Here is a 17,694-nt window from a genome sequence, read left to right as displayed (position 1 = left end):
AGCCGCCCCGGCGAGGAACGACCGCCGCCCGTCGTGGCCGTCCTGGCTGGTCCGCATCGGCTCCGTTGCCGCAGCGATCGCACTGTGGCAGCTGTTGACGGCCAACGACGTTCGGCTGTGGTTGCGCTTCGACACGTTGCCCACCGTCACCGAGATCGTGCACGCCTTCGGCAACCGGCTCGGAACCCAGGACTACTGGCTCGACCTCGGCCAGTCGCTGATCCGCATCCTCACCGGCTTCGCCCTCGCGGCCATCGCGGGCGTCGTGACCGGCATCTTGCTCGGCCGCTCACCGAGGTTCGCCAACGTGTTCGGTCCGCTCACCGAACTCGCCCGACCCATCCCGGCGATCGCCATCGTGCCGGTCGCGATCCTGCTCTTCCCCTCCGATGAGGCCGGGATCGTCTTCATCACGTTCCTCGCCGCGTACTTCCCGATCATGGTCAGCACCCGGCACGCCGTACGCGCGCTGCCCACGCTCTGGGAGGACTCCGTGCGCACCCTCGGCGGCAGCCGCTGGGACGTCATCGCGCGAGTCGTGTTGCCCGGCATCCTCCCCGGCGTCTTCGGCGGCCTCTCGGTCGGCATCGGCGTCGCATGGATCTGCGTCATCTCGGCCGAGATGATCTCCGGACGCCTCGGCGTCGGCTACCGCACCTGGCAGGCCTACACCGTGCTCGCCTACCCCGAGGTGTTCGTCGGCATCATCACGATCGGCGTGCTCGGCTTCGGCACGTCTGCCGCCATCGAACTGATCGGCCGCCGCGTCACGCGCTGGCTGCCCCGCGGGCAGGAGGCCCGACAGTGACGGGAATGAACCTGCGACTGCGCGACGTCGTGCTCAGCTACGGCGGAGCGCCCGTCGTCGACCACCTGAACCTCGACGTGCGGCCCGGCGAGATCCTGGTCCTCACCGGACCGTCCGGCTGCGGCAAGTCCACGGTGCTGCGCGCGCTCGCCGGTCTACTGCCGCCCGATGGGGGAGAGGTGCTCGCCGACGGCGACCGCGTGACCACCACGTTGCGTGACCGCGCAATGGTGTTCCAGGACAACGCGCTTCTGCCGTGGCGGACCGTCCGGTCCAACGTCGAGCTGGCGCTGAAGCTCGCCGGCCGACCGCGCCAGGGCCGCCGCGCCGAGGCGGCCAAGTGGATCGCCGACGTCGGCCTCACCGGGTTCGAGGACTACCTGCCCAAGAGCCTGTCCGGCGGCATGCGCCAGCGCGTCCAACTCGCCCGCGGCCTCGCCGGTGCACCGCGCGCGGTGATGATGGACGAGCCGTTCGGAGCGCTGGACACCCAGACCCGAACAACGATGCAGCGCCTGCTGATCGACACCTGGCGTGCGCATCCCACCACCGTCGTCTTCGTCACCCACGACGTCGACGAGGCACTGCTGATCGGCGACCGCATCGCCGTCCTCGGCCGCGCAGGCCAACCGCTGCGCGCGCTGCTCGACGTGCCCTCGCCCCGCACCGCCGACGTCGACCGGGCCGCGCTGCGCGCCGACGTCATCACCGCCCTCGACCATCCCTTTCCCGTCGCTTCGCTCGCCCCGACCGGTTCATCTCCCGTCGCTTCGCTCGCCCAGAGGAGTTCGTAACCCTGATGCAGATCCCCCCACTCGACGACGCCGTACGCCTCGACTGCGACGTGCTCGTCATCGGCGGTGGCACCGCGGGCACCATGGCCGCGCTGACTGCCGCCGAGAACGGCGCGCAGGTCCTGCTGCTCGAGAAGGCGCACGTCCGCCATTCCGGTGCGCTCGCCATGGGGATGGACGGCGTCAACAACGCCGTCATCCCCGGTAAGGCCACACCCGAGGACTACGTCGCCGAGATCACCCGCGCCAACGACGGAATCGTCAACCAGCGCACCATCTATCAGACCGCGACCCGTGGTTTCGCGATGGTGCAGCGGCTCGAGCGCTACGGCGTGAAGTTCGAGAAGGACGAGCACGGCGAGTACGCCGTTCGCCGCGTGCACCGCTCCGGCTCCTACGTGCTGCCGATGCCCGAGGGCAAGGACGTCAAGAAGGCGCTCTACCGGGTTCTGCGGCAGCGGTCCATGCGCGAGAAGATCCGCATCGAGAACCGGTTCGTGCCGGTGCGGGTCCTCACGTCCGACGACGGCCGAGCGGTAGGCGCCGTCGCGCTCAACAGCCGCACCGGCGAGTTCGTCGTCGTCGGCGCCAAGGCCGTCATCCTCGCCACCGGTCCCTGTGGGCGGCTCGGGCTGCCTGCCTCCGGTTACCTCTACGGCACCTACGAGAACCCGACCAACGCGGGTGACGGCTACTCCATGGCATTCCACGCCGGCGCCGAGCTCTCAGGCATCGAGTGCTTCCAGATCAACCCGCTCATCAAGGACTACAACGGGCCCGCGTGCGCCTACGTCGCCAACCCCTTCGGCGGCTACCAGGTGAACGCCCTCGGTGAGCGCTTCGTCGACTCGGACTACTGGTCGGGCGCGATGATGGCCGAGGTGAAGGAGGAGATCGAGTCGGCTCGCGGCCCCATCTACCTCAAGGTCAGCCACCTGCCCGACGAGACGCTGTCGACGCTCGAGGGCATCCTGCACACCACCGAGCGCCCCACCCGCGGAACCTTCCACGCCAACCGCGGTCACGACTACCGCACCCATGACATCGAGATGCACATCTCCGAGATCGGTTTGTGCAGTGGGCATTCCGCGTCGGGAGTGTGGGTCGACGAGAACGCCCGTACGACCGTGCCCGGGCTCTACGCTGCGGGCGACCTGGCGTGCGTGCCGCACAACTACATGATCGGCGCCTTCGTGTACGGGGAGTTGGCCGGCTCGCACGCGGCGTCGACGCTCGACGACACCCCCGCGCCGGACGCCCTGCCGGCCGATCAGATCGCCGAGGCCCACGAGCTGATCTACCGCCCGCTGCGCCACCCGGACGGGCCGCCGCAACCCCAGGTCGAGTACAAGCTGCGCCGCTTCGTCAACGACTACGTCGCGCCGCCGAAGACCGCCGCCAAGCTGTCCCTGGCGGTGCAGACCTTCGACCGGATGCGCGACGAGGTGGCAGGCATCGGCGCCAGCACGCCGCACGAGCTGATGCGTGCCGTGGAGGTCTCGTTCATCCGCGACTGCGCCGAGATGGCGGCCCGCTCGTCGCTCACCCGCACCGAATCGCGGTGGGGGCTCTACCACGACCGCAGCGACATCCCCGACCGCGACGACGTCGACTGGCGCTACCACCTCAACCTGCGCAAGACCGCCGACGGCGACATGGAGTTCCTCAAGCGGCCCGTCGCCCCGTACTTCGTGCCGGTGCCCGGTCTCGACGACATCCCCACCGGCGGAACCGAACCCATCCACGTGCACCAGCCACCACTGGTCGGCGGCCAGGCGCCCGCGTCGGAGGTGTCCCGCATCGACAGCGGTCCCGCAACGCAGCCGCCGTCACCGCGCATCGCCGCCGTGCTGGCACTCGACGAGCCGTCGGTGGACGACCTCGCGCCCTACCTGCGCGACGACGACCCGGGAGTGCGGCGCACCGCGGTCGACGTGCTCACCGAGCACCTTTGCGACGGGTGGGGGCCCGCGCTCGTCGCGGCGCTCGACGACCCGTCGGGGGAGGTGCGTCGCGTCGCCGCCGACGGCATCCGCGAACTCGTCGAGGTCTTGCCGAACCCGGCCGACGTGGCGCCGCTGATCTCATCGACCGACGCCGGCGTCCGCGGCGCCGCGCTGTACGTGGCCAGCTCGCGGCGAGTCGGCGACCCCGACCAGTACCGGCACGCACTGACCGACGCCGACCACCGCGTCCGCATCGAGGCCGTCCGAGCCCTGGTGTCGGTCGACGACGCCGACGGAGTCGCCGCGGCTTGGGACGACGCCAACCGCGAAGTGCGCATCGCGGTCGCCAACGGCCTCGGCACGCTGCGCGCGGGCATCGATTCCGTGCGTGTGCTCGTCGGCGACCCGGACCCGTTGGTTCGCGCCGCGGCGCTGGCCGCACTCGGTTCGGTCGGATGGGAGGACGCCGACGTCGCGACCGTCGAAGACGCTTTGGCCGCCTCGGCATGGCAGATCCGGCAGGGTGCCGCGCGGGCGTTGGCGGGGGCGCCGTCGTCGGAAACCGCCGTGCTGCCCCTGTCGAGGGCGCTCACCGATCCGCACCTCGACGTCCGGAAGGCCGCGGTACTGAGCCTCACCCGGTGGGCGGAATCGGAGTACGGCGCCAGGGAGGCTCTGGCAGGCGCCTTGGACGACGGGGACGCCGACGTCCGCGCCTACGCTCGGCAGGCGCTCGAACGTGTGACTCAGGTCACAACAGGCGTACGCTGAGGGCATCGCTCCTGGAAGGAGATGCCATGAAGGGCGCTTATCGGGATCCGGTTGACCACTCCCGCACCTATCAGCCCCGCGCGGGTGAGTCGTTCATCGACACGCTCTGGTTGCCCGGACTCGGGCTCATCATGATCGGCACGGTGATGATCGCCGGCACCGTCGCCGCGAGTGCCTACGGCCGCAGCGATCTGGTGATGATGCTTGCGCTCGTCGCCGGCGCATTGGTGACCGCGGGCGCCATCCTGATCGCGATCGAGCATCACCGGGTGAAGCGCGTCGAGGCGAAGTGGACGGCGGACCATCCGGAGGGACACCTGCGCGCATAGCCCATTCGCTCGCCAGGTGGAACATTCGGCGGTCGATCACGCCGCCCGGCGCGGGTGCTGAAGTGACTCGTGTGACGGAAAGCGCTAGCGCGCCGCCATCCGTTCCTTCGCCAACGCGAGCGTGTCGCGCGTCGTCCTGTCGACGACGCCGGCATACTCCGGGTGCTTGCCGACGAACGCGGCGACCATCGGACAGATCGCCACGATGCGTAGCCCCTCGTCGCGGGTGGCGGCCAACGCCGCACTGATCACCACGGTCCCCAGTCCACGTCCGCCATAGGCGTCGTCGACTTCGGTGTGAAAGAACACGCGTTGCCCGTCTCGGTCTGCAAAGGCGGTCAGTCCCACCGTCTTTCCGTCGACCGCTACGGCGAAGTCATCCTCGCGCCGGATGACCTCCACGGGGGCGCCGGTCTTGTCCGTCAGTGCCTCGTCGCTGGCCATCTCGCTCCTGTCCGGGTGCGTACGATCGACCCGACCATACCGATCGGAGTGAGTGCGTGAACGTCGACTACGTACACATCGACAAGCAGACCCCGGCTGTCTATCGCTCGATGGTCGGCGTTGCGACCTCGGTCGCGAAAGCCGCCGAGGACGCCGGTCTGTCGCGTGGGATCGTCGAACTCGTCAACGTCCGCGTCTCGCAGATGAATGGTTGTGCGACGTGCCTCGACGTCCACCACCGCAAGGCGCTTGCTGCCGGCGTCACCGAGAAACAGCTCTCGACGGTGTCGGTCTGGCGCGACACCGAGCTGTTCGACGAACGGGAGCAAGCCGCCCTGCGGTTGGCCGAGATGACCACGTCCCTACTCGACCGTGACGCCGCCGACCGCGAATACTCGCGCGCACGACGGGTGTTCGGCGACGACGAGCTGTCCGCGGTCATCTGGGTGGCGACGGCGATCAACGCCTTCAACCGCGTCTCGATCCTGAGCCATCACACGGTCAGGCCGTAGCCGCATACCGAAGGAGCGCGGGTCAGGACTTCTTGGCGGCTTCCTGGCGGGCTTCCTGAGTCTTGGCCTCGGCACGGGCGGCGTCAGCCTGCGCTTCCTTCTTGGCCACGTCCTTCTCGGCTTCGGCCTTGTCCTGCTGAGCCTTGCCCTGCTCCTCGAGACGGTTGTTGCCCAACACGACGCCGAGGACCTGCTTGACGACACCGAATGCTCCGTCGACGACGCTCTTCACCAGGTTGATGGGTCCGCCATTGCTGTTCGACATGATTGCCTTTCATCGGGTGACCCGGCGCCGGTCCGGCATGCCGGGTGCGTGCCCACCGAGTCTGACAATCGGGTGCTAGCTATAGCAAGCACCTTGTTAGCATGATCACTCGGCGTTTGGCGCCGGCGAATTTCGGGTGCGTCAGGCGGTAATCGGCCCATTCGTCGCCCCGCCGCGGGCGCGCTGCCACCGCAGCACCGCGACGAGCACAACGGCGACCGCTCCAAAGGCGGCCGTCGAGGCCAGCGTCGAACTGCCCCGCTCGGCAGCGCCTATCGCGATCGCCACCAGCGCCCACAGCGCACCGACGACGTAGCCGATGGTGCCCCGCAGCATGACGGTCGTGACCACTGCGCTCACGGCCGCGAGTGCCAGCACGACGAACTGCCACGCCACGTCCGCCGACGACCAGCCGCCCTGGATCAGTGCAGCCGCGACGTTCGCGAAGATCGCAATGCTGCTCCACCCGAGATAGAGCCCGAACGTGACGGTCGCCAGCGTCCTGACCCAAGACGGGCACGTCACCTGATCGGGATGGCGCACCAGCTTTCGCATGACGTGCACCAGCGCCCCCGCCATCACGAGGAACACCACCACGCTCGTCCACAACCAGTCCTGCGCGGCGATCACCAGCCAGACGCTGAACCCGGTGAACACGATGCACAGGTCGATCAGCACGCCCAGTTCCCACCACGCGCCGAAGCCGTAACGCACGATCGCGAGCGCGGTGATCGCGCTGAGCACCGTGATGACGCCCCACAGTCCGAATGCGTAGCCCGCCGGCGTGATCAGTGCTTCGTTGGTGGCTCCCGAGGCGAGGAAGTCACCCGCGATCGCGCTCGTCACCGCCGGTGCGGCCAGCTGACTGACCGCCAGCAGAAGCGTGATCCAGCGCCACGTGACGACCGCTCGCGATGGCTTCGACGTCTTCTCCACGGTGGTCACGGTGATCCCTTCCTCGGCGGTCGCGCAGGACGGATACCCAGGGAGTTCGATGGCGACACCGACGCCGGTGCCGACGAGATCAGACCGATACCGGCACCGCGATCTCGTTGCGCCTGCAGAACGGCAGCGTCCACGGCGGGTCGTAGAACCACGCCGACGGCTCGCCCGCCGCATCGAAGCCGTACGTCGCCAGCACGTCCATCAGCTCGGCCGTCCGCTTCGCGACCGCCTCGGGCCCCCGGTCGCCGCTGAACCGCAGCACCGCGAACGTCTCGCCGGGCACCTCGACCACACGGACGCGCTCGTCATTCGGCGTCGGCAGAGTCGCCATCGTCCACTCCGACGGCATGAAGAACCTGATGACCCAACTGCTTCCGACCTCCACGTCCTGAGCGGACTGGACGACCGGCGCCGTCATCGCGATCTTGCGGCCCTCGCGCGACTGCACGACCGGCGCGGTCATCGCGATGTCGTCCTTGCCGTGATTCTTGCCGAAGATGTAGCCCGCCAGGCGACGGAACCCCTCGCTGCGCGCTCCAATCTCGTCCATGGCGCTAATGGTCGTCTCGGCGGCGATCCGCGGCCCGTAGGTGCGCAGCTCCACGTCACCGGCGATCGGCTTGGTGGTGTGGGCAGGCTCCTCGGTGCCGATGCGAATACCGACGATGGACAGCGCCGATTCGCCGACCTGCCCGGCCACCCTTGCAATGCGGTTCAGCACGGTCACCCTCCTCGTTCCTCGCACGTGGATGTAGCCCCAGCTTGCGCTCAGCACACGTCATCCGGAATGACGGAACCGTGACGATCGGCGTGCGCTAGTTTCGACGGGTCAACGCGGTCTGCGTACGTCTTCACCCTGGAGGGTCAGTTGCGAGTACTCGTCACCGGTGGCACCGGCTTCGTCGGTGCCTGGACCGCGAAGGCCGCGCAGGACGCCGGCCATCAGGTGCGCTTCCTCGTCCGCAACGCCGACCGGCTACGCACCAGCGCCGAGAAGATCGGCGTCGACATCGGCGACCACGTCGTCGGCGACATCGCCGATCCGGACACCACCGCGACGGCCCTGGACGGGTGTGACGCCGTGATCCATTGCGCGGCAATGGTGTCTACCGACCCGGCGCGCGCCGACGAGATGCTGCACACCAACCTCGAGGGCGCCCGCAACGTCCTGGGCGGCGCGGTGAAGGCAGGCATCGATCCAGTGGTCCACGTGTCGAGCTTCTCGGCGCTGTTCCGTCCCGGGCTGGAGACCCTGCACGCGGACCTGCCCGTCGTCGGTGGCTCCGACGGCTACGGCAAGTCGAAGGCCGTCGTCGAGGCATACGCCCGCGGGCTGCAGGACGCCGGCGCACCGGTGAGCATCAGCTACCCCGGCATGGTGCTCGGCCCGCCCGCCGGCGACCAGTTCGGCGAGGCCGCCGAGGGCGTCGAGGCCGCGGTCAAGATGTACGGCGTGCCCGGCCGCAGCGCCGCCTGGATCGTGATCGACGTCCGCGATCTGGCCGACCTGCACGTCGCGCTGCTCGAGCGGGGCAAGGGGCCGCGCCGCTACATGGCAGGTGGGCAGCGGGTCCCGGTGGCCCGCCTCGCGAAGCTGATCGGCAAATCCGCCAACCGGCCGCTCGTCGCAGTTCCGGTGCCCGACAGCGGATTGCGTGCGCTGGGCCGGCTGTTCGACGTCATCGGCGACCGGCTGCCGTTCGACACTCCGATCGATTCGGCCGCGATGCAGTACTACACGCAGATGCCCGCGTCCGACGACGGGCCTGCCGAACGCGAGCTGGGCATCGTGCAGCGCGACCCGGGGGAGACTCTCGCCGACACCGTCGAGGGCCTGCGTAGCGTCGGCCGCCTCTAGCGCCTACTCGGCGGGCGGCACCGGCTCCGGACCGACGCCGATCGTGATCCGGGGGTTGGCCGACGGCGTCAACCACTGCAGCAGCGACCGCATCTCGTCGCGCTCGACGGCGATGCAGCCCCACGTCGGGTCGCCGTCGGTGACGTGCAGGAAGATTCCCGCCGACCGGCCAGGGACGCGCTGCGGGTTGTGCTCGACGAGTACGGCGTAGTCGTACATCTCCCCGGAGGTGTATAGATTTTCCGCGTCCTCGGACGGTTTGGTGGGCGACTGAACCAGCGTGTTGTAGGTGGGGGAGTCGACGTCCTCGTCCCACCAGTCGTCCTTGGTCACCTGCGTATAGGGCAACGACGTGCCGGGATTGGGTTCGCGACCGAACGCCATGCCCAGCGGGTACGTGCCCGTCGGGGTGCGGAAGACGTCGTCGGCGGGAGCGCCCACCCCGAGTTCGCCGAGGTCGGCGTCCATCGGCCCGCGCACCAGCGTCCACTCCGACCCGGTGCGCTCGTAGGCGGCGAGGCGACCGACCTCGGAGTCCGCGGTGGGTGCGGTGACGACGATGAGCTGCTCGGCCGGGGTGGCCATCGGCTCGCCGTACGCCGACGGTGCCTCGGCCGCGGTGAGTGCGACCGCCACGAGCAGCGCGACGACTCTCATCGCAGCCTCGACGCCAACCCGGTCGCGCGGACCGCCCGTCGTGAAATCGCCTCGCGCACTTCGTCAGCCGAGCCAACCACCCGCACCTTCTCCTTCGCTCGCGTCACCGCGGTGTAGAACAGCTCACGGGTGAGCAACCGCGAGTCGACCGGCGGCATCAGCACCGTCACCTCGCGCGCCTGCGAACCCTGGCTCTTGTGGATCGTCATCGCATGCATCGTCTCGACGTCGGCCAGTCGGCTCGTCGCCAGCGAGACGGTCGCACCGCTGCCCGCGACGACCGCGCGCAGCCCGGCGTCGTCTACCAGTGTCACCCCGACGTCGCCGTTGTACAGCTGCAGCCCGTAGTCGTTGGCCGTGACGAGAATCGGTCGCCCCGCGTACCAGGCCGTCCAGATCGGCTCACCCGTCGCGTCGGTCAGCCAGCGCTCGACCTGACGGTTCCAGTGCGCAACCCCGTGCGGGCCGCGTCGGTGCGCGCACAGGAGGCGGTGCGCGTCGAGCGTCGCGAGCGCAGCCTTGGCGTCGCGCAGGATCGCTGCCCGCCTCAGGTCCATGGCCGGCGGCAGCAGCACCGCACGCAGTGCCGGGGTCGGATCGTCGGCGTCGATCCACTCGACGTGGTCGCCGCCCGTGTGCAGCACCTCGATCGCCGCATCCGCATCGCCGTCGCGGATCGCGGTGGCCAGCGCGCCGATCGCCGCGCCGAACCGGTGCGGGGTCTTCAGCTCAGCGATGCGGACGTCGCCGCGTTCCCCGAGTCCGTCGACGAGGTCGGCCAGCACGGCACCTGCGTCCACCGACGCCAGCTGGTCCGGGTCGCCCACCAGCAGCAGCCGCGCCTCCGGACGCACCGCCTCGAGCAGCCGCGCCATCATCGTCAGCGACACCATCGACGTCTCGTCGACGACCACCACGTCGTGCGGCAGCCGGTTGCCGCGGTGGTGGCGGAACCGCGACGAGTTGTCGGGCCTGCTGCCGAGCAGCCGGTGCATCGTGGTGGCCTGCAGTCCCGCGATGCGGCGCTGGTCCACGAGGTCGAGTTGGTCGATCTCGGACTGGACGGCCTCCTGCAGACGCGCGGCGGCCTTCCCGGTCGGCGCTGCCAGCGCGATGCGCAGCGGCGGCGCACCCGAGGCATGCGCGTGACCGGCCAGCAGGGCCAGCAGCCGCGCGACCGTCGTCGTCTTGCCGGTGCCAGGGCCGCCGGTGATGACCGTGAGGCGTTGCCGCAGAGCGAGTTCGGCGGCGGCGCGCTGTTCGGCGTAGTCCGGCGGGAACAGCCTGTCGACGTCGGTGGCGGCGGTCGTCATCGGATCGGCCGACACCATCGCGAGGAGGTCGTCGGCCACCTGCTGCTCCTCGCGCCAGTACCGGTCGAGGTAGATGGCGTCGCCGCGCATCCGCAACACGTGCGGCGGCGTGTCGACCAGCGGGCTCGTGCGCACGGCGTCCACCCATCCGACGGCGTCGGGCCACGCCAGGTCGGGCACGTCGACCTGTTCGGAGACGCCGGCCAGCTCCAGGCACACCGATCCGCCACGCAGCGCCCGCACGGTCAGTGCGACCGCCAGCGCCACCCGCTCGTCGGACTCGCCGCCGAGCGCGGTCACCCGCTGCGCGACCAGCACGTCGGAGGCGTCGAGCACGCCGGCGTCGTTGAACTCGCGCAGCAGCCCGGTCGCCCCGGCCGCGCGCCGCCAGTGCGCCTCGTCGACGACCGTCATGCCACCGCCCTCCCCGTGTCGAGCAGATCCGACATCGCCACGATCAGCGCGGCGGGCGGCTGCCAGTCGAACACCCCGGCCCGGTGACCGTCGACCACCGGCGTCTCCGGGCCGCACATCCCACGGACGTACAGGTAGAGGATGCCGCCGAGGTGCCGCTCCGGTTCGTAGCCGCGCTGCCGCCATCGCAGGAACCGATGCAGCACAACGCTGTACAACAGCGCCTGCAGCGGATAGTCGGAGTGCAGCATTGCTTCGATCAAGCGCGGTCGGTCGTAGTCGGCGGCGGTCAGCGGTTCGTCACCGTCGCCGAGCCAGTTGGTCTTGTAGTCGACGACGACGTAGCGGTGCCCGGTGTGTTCGGGATCCGGCGGGCAGGAGCGAAGCGACCCGGGAAGTGTGTTGGGCACGCGCAGTACGGCGTCGATCTGACCGCTCAGGTACCCGCGCAGGGTCTGGCCGGCCAGCGGCTCGCTGGTCAGCCGCCCGGCGTAGGACGCCATCGGGTCGTCGGCCGGCAGGTGCTCGGTGAGCAGCCGCCCCACGTCGCGCAGCCGGACGTCGGGCGCGTCCGCGCGCAGATCGCCGCCGGCGAGCGGAAACTCGAAGTCCAACTCGCGCAACCTGTCCGGCAGTCCGATCTCGCGCAGCGTCAGATCGTTCGCCAGCGGTCCCAGCGGAGTGTCGTGCATCGGTACCAGAGCAGCGGCCAGGTCATCGGGTGGCACGTCGACCGGCCACCACACCAGGTGCTCGCGGATCCGAACCGCGAGTTCGGCGCCGAGATCAGTCGCCATCGGATCGGCGGTCTCCAGCACCGAGTGCACCAGGGTGCCGAACCTCGCGCCCGTCGGCAGGTCGGCCATCGGCGACGGCATCGAGGGCCCGGCGGGCGGCAGGGCCAACGGGATCTCGGCGGACGCCTCGTCGTCCAACTCCGCGACCTCGGGCTCGCTACTGACGTTCGAGGTCTCGGTGACTCGAATGAGCCCGGAGTACGACGTGCGCCGCCACGACGTGTCGATGCCGCGGTGGAAGTGCCTGGCGCCGAGATCGGTGGGCCGCTGCGGCACCGGTGCCTTCGGCGCGGGAGTCAGCACCGACTGCTCGAGGACGGGTCCGCCCGCATCGGCCCACGCCTGCAGGCGCGCCCAGGCGTCGTCGTCGTTGGTCTTGCTGGGGACGCAGACGTCGGGCACCGCCGCCTCGCCGGGGGCACGGCCCCGCAGGATGCGGGACAGCCCGCCGGTGGGTTCGTCGCGCGCCGGCGCCCACCATGCCACCACCTGCGCCTGCGCCCGGGTCAGCGCGACGTAGGTCAATCTGCTGTCGTCCCCGGCGTTCTCGGCGCGACCCTGCTTGGCGACGGCGTGGTAGTCGGGCCCGTCCTTGCCGCCGACGTACAGGCACCGCACGTCGCCCTCGTGGTACAGGACGTTCTCGTCCTCGGGCACCCACCGGTTGAACGCGAACGGCAGGTACACGATCGGGTACTGCAGGCCCTTGCTGACCCAGACGGTCATGATCTGCACCGCGGCCACGTCACTGTCGAGCCTGCGATTGCGTTCGGTGCGACCGTCACCGCGCTCGTCGCGTTCGGCGCGCAGCCAGTCCCGAAGCGCGGGCAGGGTGTAGCGCTCGCGGTGGGCGACGTCCTGCAGCATCTCGGTCACGTGCGCGAGGTCGGTCATGTGCCGCTCGCCGTCGGGCCAGGACAGCACGCGGTCGGCCATCCCGCGCAGCTGCGCCGCCTCGAAGATGGCCGCGACCCCGCGCTCGCGGGCGTGACCGGCCCACTCGCGCAACGTCTCCGACAGCTCATCGGTCAACTCGTCGCCACCGGCGACCAGCGATTCGGCGGTGTGGCCGAAGAAGACGGTCGCGGCCGCGGCCCGCACGACACCAGGCCGGTGCGGCTGGTCGAACGCCTCCAGCAGTGCGAGCCAGTCCTCGGCCGCGGAGGACTCGAAGATGTCGGAGTCGCCGGTGTAGACGCACGGAATGCCCGCGGCCGCCAACGCGTTCTGACAGATCCGCGCGTCCTTGTGCTTCTCGACGATGACCGCGACGTCGCGCGCCTCGATCCGGCGGCCGCCGAACGTGGCCCCGCTCGCGAGCAGAGTGGCAACGTCGTTGGCCAGGTCGCGACCGATGTGCCTGCGGATGTCGTCGATGGGAACGTTCTGAGTTCCCCTCTTGCCAAACGTCGTTCGCTGCACGACGCGGACGCGGAACGGGTCGGGAAACGGCGCACCGGCCAGCCGGGTGCCCCGATGGGCGGCCTCGATCTCGTGCACGACGATGCGCGGGTCGCCGAGCTGGGCGCCTTTCAGGACGGCCTGCAACCGGTCGACGAGTGCGGCGTCGCTGCGCCAGTTGGTCGCCAGCGTCATCTGAGCGCCCGCGCTCTGCGCCGCGCTGAGGTAGGTGACGATGTCGCCACCGCGGAACGCGTAGATGGCCTGCTTCGGGTCGCCGATCAGGATCAGCGTCGATCGTCCGCTGAATGCCCGGTCAATCACCTGCCACTGCACGAGGTCAGTGTCCTGGAACTCGTCGACCATGACGATCGGCCAGCGCTGGTGCATCCGGGTGCGGGCGGGGGAGTCGGGCGCATCGAGTGCGTTCGCCAGCCGGGTCAGCAGGTCGTCGTAGCCGAGGATGGCCATGCGCCGCTTGCGGATCTCCATCTCCGTCAGCACGTCCGTGGCGAACCGGATGCAGGTCTCGGCACGCGAGCCCGGCTCGGGATCCAGCGGCCGAAGCTCCGTCGCCGGGTTGCGCACTACCTCGCGCGCCAGGCTCAGCGCGTCGGCGTACGTGAGCGCCGGATCCTCGCGCTCCTGTCCGAAGTGCGCCAGGTAGAGGTCGTCGACGACCTCGGTCACCAGGTCGGTGAGGCTCTCCACCAGCGTCACCGCGGTGTCGGAGTCGCCGGCCACGCCGAGCGAGCGCAGCACCAGCTGGCAGAACTGGTGGGTGGTCGCGATCGTCGCGGAGTCGAACGAGGCCAGCGCATCCCGCAGCCGCTGCCGGCGCTCAGTGCGCTCCTCGGTGGTGCCGTTCACCAGGTGGGCGACGAGCAGGTTGTCACCGATCAGCGACGGGTCGTCGAATGCCGCTGCGGCATCAGCCATCTGGCGACGTACCCGATCGCGCAGCTCCTGGGTCGCGGCCCGACCGAATGTGATGAGCAGCATCTGGTCGAGCGTCGCGACGCCCTCGGCGACGTAGCGGGTGACCAGACCCGCCAGCGCGAACGTCTTGCCAGTGCCCGCGCTGGCCTCCAGCACGGTGGTGGCGTTCTCGGGCGGCAACGCTCCGCACAGGTCGAAGGGCTTCATCGGGTGGGATCCTGACCGGCGCGCAGCATCGGCAACCACAGGCGGCTGGAGTAGGCGCCGAGGCGGTTGGTCTCGCCCTCGTATTCCTCACCCGGACGCAGCGGCTGCATCAGGTGCTTGAGCCAGGTGCCCTTCCCCCAGGCACGCACCTGAGCCGGGTCCTCCTCCTCGCCGGGGAACTTGTTCGATCGCCACTTGTAGCTCGCCGCAGTCTCCGGGTCGTCGCCGGTGTGCCGAGCGCTGGCCCACGCGTACGACGTCTTGATGGGCAGCGGCAGCGGCTCGCGCCTGCCCGCGTCGTATATCCGCACCAGATCCCGCAGCAGGTCGACGGGGGAGTCGTCGGGACGGCCGAGCCCCTCCTCCTCGGGGGTGGTCCCGCGCCTCCGACGCCCGATGCACACCGACGACCACTCCGTCGAGGGATCGCGAGCGTATAACGCCAGCAACGGGATCCACGTTCCCAGCAGGTGCTTGCCCGCCAGCTTGGAGTACGTGACCGACACCATCCGGTCGCCGAACACCGGGGACACCGTCCCGGTCAGCCGTCGGCCGCCGCCCAGGTCGACGTCCACGTCGAAGGCCCGGACAGTCGTGTTGCGGTAGCGCATGGCCGCCGCGGCCAGCAGGTGCGCCTGGTCGCGCAGTTCGGTGGCCTTGCGCCAGCCCAGCCGGCCGGGTGGCAGCGTGCCCCGCCGCCACTCCGCGTCGCGCGCGTCCTCGGGCGTCATACCGCCCAGCATGTCGGCGAGCATCCGGTCGCCGACGCTCCACTCCTCGAGCGCGTCGATGTCGACGGGCATCTCGTCGTCGACGCCGTCGACGTCCCACGGCAGCGTGTACTGCAGCTCGCGGAAGAAGCCCTTGACCGGGTCGCGGAAGAACGCGATCAGCTCGGCGAGTTCCACGTCCGACGGCGGGGGCGCCGGCAGCGGGCCGCTGACGAACGGGTCGCGCGCGGCGCGGTCACCCGCTCCGGCGCGGGCCGCGCGCAACACGGTGGGGTCGAACGTGAACGGTACCTCGGGCACCAGCCTGCCCGGCTCGACGTTGCGAACGTTGAACGGCTGCAGCGGATGCCGGACGAGGATGTGGTCGCGAACCGGCTCGGGCGTGGTGCGGTCCAGCGCGTCGAGCAGCTCGGCGAGCGGAACGGCGGGCGGCCGCTGCTGACCCGACTTCGCGTCGGCGCCGGTGTAGGTGATCACCAGCTTTTCGGTGGCCGCGCCGATGGCGTCGAGCAGCAGCTGGCGGTCCTCCGAGCGGGAGTCGCGCTCACCGGTCATTGGGTCGCGGCCGAGCACGTCGTCGCCGTCGATGATGCCGCGGCGCGGGAACACGCCGTCGTCGAGGCCGACGAGGCACACCACGCGATGCGGCACCGACCGCATCGGGACCATCGTGCACACGGTCAGCGTGCCGGTGCGGAAGTTCGCGCGGGTGGGCCGCCCGGCCAGGCGTCGCTCGAGCAGCGCCTTGACGTCGGGTAGTCGCAGCACGGTGTCTCCGCGCGCACCGGCGGCCGCCAGCACGTCGGCGAACTCGCGCTCCATCTGCCCGACCTGCCACGCGTCGGCGTCGGTGGTGCGGGTCAGCAGGCCGATGCTCTCCGACATCGAGGTCAGCCAGTCGCGCAGCGGCTGAGCGTTGTCCAGCGCGTCCACGGTGCGGCGGAGCCGGTCGACGAACTCGGCGAAGCGTCCGGCGAGTTCGACGCGATTGCTGCTGACGTCGTCGAGCGGCAGCGTCGAGTCGATCCAGGCGTGCGCATCGTCGGACATGGCGACGCCGGTGAGCACCCGGTCGATGCCGAAACGCCATGTGTTGTGTACGAAGTCGACGCCGTAGGGCTTGCGGTGCTCTTGGTCGAAGCCCCACCGGATGTTGGCTTGGCGCACCCATCGGGTGACGTCCTCGAGGTCGTCGTCGGTGAAGTCGAACCGGGCCCGCACCGGAGCGGACTGCGCGAAGTTGAGCACCTCGCTGGCCGTCACCCGGCTGCCCGCGAGGCTCAGCAGCTGCGTGGCGACGCCGAGCAGTGGGTTGGTCTGCACCAGCGCACGGTCGGCCAGCCGCATCCGCAGCTTGTGTGCGGGGTGCACGCCGGGCAGCACGTCGCCGAGACCGAAGTCCGCGTTGATGAGCGGCGCGTAGGTGTCGATGTCCGGGCACATCACCAGGATGTCGCGGGGCTCCAGGGTCGGGTCGTCGGCGAGCAGTCCGAGCAGCACCTCGCGTAGGACGTCGACTTGGCGCGCGGGGCCGTGGCACGCGTGCACCTGGACCGACCGGTCGGCGCCGGTGTGCGTGCGGCCCTGCGGTGCAACGGCATTCGCGGCGATGTCGGCTTGCAGCCACCCGAGCAGGTGGTCGCCGTGGGCGGTGCCGGGCAGGTGCTCGTCGGTGGCGACGTCGTCGGGCAGGCTGCGCTGCAGCTCTCGCAGGTCGCGACCGAGCGTGGCGAGGAGCGGGTGGCCGACGGCGCGATGGCTCTCGTCGGCGAGGCGGGGCACTGCGCCGTGCACACCGCTCAGCGCCTGCCACAGCTGGTCGCTGGGGTGGGGCAGCCAGAGGTGGAGGTCGTGGTGGGTGGCCAGCGCGGTGATCAGTTCGATCTCGGTGGCGGGCAGACGGGTGTGGCCGAACATCGAGAGTCGTTGCGGCAGAGCTGGGTTGGCTGCTCGAGTCAGGCCGACGACGGTGGCGCGGTGCCGGACGTACGGCGGGTCGGCCGGGATGCGGGCCGCCAGCTCACGCCACAGCGGCGGTTGCCAGTCGAGGTCGACGGGAAGGTCGCCGGGAACGCCGTCGAGCCAGTCCACGAGCAGCCTGGGGCGCTGCCGGGCGTAGGAGGCGAACAGCCCAGCGATGCGCCGCGCCACCGCGTACCGGCGGCCTAGACGCAGCTCCTTCTCGGCTTCGCCGTCCTCGAAGTGGCCGAGGTGCAGTGCCAGCGCGCGGCACCACGGCTCGTCGAGGTTGGCGTCGACCACCTCGAGCAGCGGCCACACCATCGCGTCGGGCGACCAAGGGTCGTCGTCGGCGGTCCCGGTCAGTTCGGCGATCAGCGAGCGGGGGTTGCGGAACTCGACGCCCGCGCACACGCCGTCGCTGCCGTCGCCGCGGCCGAGAACGTGCGACAACCGTTGCGACAACCAGCGTTCGACCCCGCGGGCGGGGACGAGCACCAGCTCGGTCGCGAACGGATCGGGCAGCGGGTCGGCGAGGAGGTCACCGAGGCCCGCAGCGAGCGCGTCGGTGCGCTCGGCACGGTGGAGGTGAAGTCCCATCGAC

Annotated in this window: 14 protein-coding genes; 6 read left to right on the top strand and 8 right to left on the bottom strand. The window is 70.3% G+C overall.

Annotated features, from left to right (window positions below):
* The first annotated feature begins 46 nt into the window (after positions 1 to 46).
* The 4 genes from G6N61_RS14010 to usfY are packed head-to-tail and all read left to right on the top strand — an operon-like array spanning position 47 to position 4,648.
* Positions 47 to 808 carry an ABC transporter permease gene (locus G6N61_RS14010; RefSeq protein WP_163924809.1) on the top strand — a complete coding sequence of 254 codons (762 nt, stop codon included), beginning with the start codon at positions 47 to 49 and terminating at the stop codon, positions 806 to 808.
* 5 nt (positions 809 to 813) lie between these two features.
* Positions 814 to 1,602 (top strand): ABC transporter ATP-binding protein, encoded by a 789-nt coding sequence (locus G6N61_RS14005; RefSeq protein WP_163924810.1) that lies wholly within the window; start codon positions 814 to 816, stop codon positions 1,600 to 1,602.
* Between the two features lie 5 nt (positions 1,603 to 1,607).
* Positions 1,608 to 4,319 (top strand): fumarate reductase/succinate dehydrogenase flavoprotein subunit, encoded by a 2,712-nt coding sequence (locus G6N61_RS14000; protein WP_163919077.1) that lies wholly within the window; start codon positions 1,608 to 1,610, stop codon positions 4,317 to 4,319.
* Between the two features lie 26 nt (positions 4,320 to 4,345).
* Positions 4,346 to 4,648: a protein UsfY gene (gene usfY / locus G6N61_RS13995; RefSeq protein WP_163919076.1), complete on the top strand. Its 303-nt coding sequence runs from the start codon at positions 4,346 to 4,348 to the stop codon at positions 4,646 to 4,648.
* An 84-nt stretch (positions 4,649 to 4,732) separates the two neighbouring features.
* Here usfY and G6N61_RS13990 read toward each other — a convergent pair whose 3' ends face one another.
* A complete protein-coding gene (locus tag G6N61_RS13990; RefSeq protein WP_163919075.1) occupies positions 4,733 to 5,092 on the bottom strand; it encodes a GNAT family N-acetyltransferase in 360 nt (119 codons plus the stop codon).
* A gap of 56 nt (positions 5,093 to 5,148) precedes the next feature.
* Here G6N61_RS13990 and G6N61_RS13985 point away from each other — a divergent pair, with 56 nt between their 5' ends.
* The gene (locus tag G6N61_RS13985) at positions 5,149 to 5,604 is read left to right on the top strand and encodes a carboxymuconolactone decarboxylase family protein (RefSeq protein ID WP_163919074.1); all 456 of its coding nucleotides are present in this window, start codon (positions 5,149 to 5,151) and stop codon (positions 5,602 to 5,604) included.
* Positions 5,605 to 5,626: 22 nt separating this feature from the next.
* Here G6N61_RS13985 and mbp1 read toward each other — a convergent pair whose 3' ends face one another.
* The 3 genes from mbp1 to G6N61_RS13970 all read right to left on the bottom strand — a co-directional run bounded on the left by mbp1 (position 5,627) and on the right by G6N61_RS13970 (position 7,535).
* Positions 5,627 to 5,869: a microaggregate-binding protein 1 gene (gene mbp1 / locus G6N61_RS13980; RefSeq protein ID WP_163919073.1), complete on the bottom strand. Its 243-nt coding sequence runs from the start codon at positions 5,867 to 5,869 to the stop codon at positions 5,627 to 5,629.
* Between the two features lie 141 nt (positions 5,870 to 6,010).
* Positions 6,011 to 6,814 (bottom strand): TspO-related membrane protein, encoded by an 804-nt coding sequence (locus G6N61_RS13975; RefSeq protein ID WP_163919072.1) that lies wholly within the window; start codon positions 6,812 to 6,814, stop codon positions 6,011 to 6,013.
* 79 nt (positions 6,815 to 6,893) lie between these two features.
* On the bottom strand, positions 6,894 to 7,535 hold the full coding sequence (locus G6N61_RS13970; RefSeq protein ID WP_163919071.1) for an SOUL family heme-binding protein: 642 nt from the start codon (positions 7,533 to 7,535) through the stop codon (positions 6,894 to 6,896).
* A gap of 147 nt (positions 7,536 to 7,682) precedes the next feature.
* Between G6N61_RS13970 and G6N61_RS13965 the strand changes: the two genes are divergently transcribed.
* Complete coding sequence (locus G6N61_RS13965; protein WP_163919070.1) at positions 7,683 to 8,672, top strand: NAD-dependent epimerase/dehydratase family protein; 990 nt, start codon at positions 7,683 to 7,685, stop codon at positions 8,670 to 8,672.
* 3 nt (positions 8,673 to 8,675) lie between these two features.
* Here the strand turns inward: G6N61_RS13965 and G6N61_RS13960 are convergent, their stop codons facing one another.
* From G6N61_RS13960 to recC, 4 genes are read right to left on the bottom strand one after another with little or no spacing between them, the layout of a single operon-like run.
* Positions 8,676 to 9,329 (bottom strand): L,D-transpeptidase family protein, encoded by a 654-nt coding sequence (locus tag G6N61_RS13960; protein WP_163919069.1) that lies wholly within the window; start codon positions 9,327 to 9,329, stop codon positions 8,676 to 8,678.
* A complete protein-coding gene (gene recD / locus G6N61_RS13955; RefSeq protein WP_163919068.1) occupies positions 9,326 to 11,056 on the bottom strand; it encodes an exodeoxyribonuclease V subunit alpha in 1,731 nt (576 codons plus the stop codon). The genes G6N61_RS13960 and recD overlap by 4 nt, the downstream gene beginning before the upstream one ends.
* Positions 11,053 to 14,400 carry a UvrD-helicase domain-containing protein gene (locus G6N61_RS13950; protein WP_163919067.1) on the bottom strand — a complete coding sequence of 1,116 codons (3,348 nt, stop codon included), beginning with the start codon at positions 14,398 to 14,400 and terminating at the stop codon, positions 11,053 to 11,055. The genes recD and G6N61_RS13950 overlap by 4 nt, the downstream gene beginning before the upstream one ends.
* Positions 14,397 to 17,690, bottom strand: a complete 3,294-nt coding sequence (recC, locus tag G6N61_RS13945; RefSeq protein ID WP_163919066.1) for an exodeoxyribonuclease V subunit gamma — start codon at positions 17,688 to 17,690, stop codon at positions 14,397 to 14,399. The genes G6N61_RS13950 and recC overlap by 4 nt, the downstream gene beginning before the upstream one ends.
* Between the last annotated feature and the right edge of the window lie 4 nt (positions 17,691 to 17,694).

Source organism: Mycolicibacterium arabiense, from assembly GCF_010731815.2.
Classification (GTDB): Bacteria; Actinomycetota; Actinomycetes; order Mycobacteriales; family Mycobacteriaceae; genus Mycobacterium; species Mycobacterium arabiense.
The sequence above is the reverse complement of the archived record's forward strand: the minus strand, read 5'-3'. Positions and strand labels throughout refer to the sequence as shown.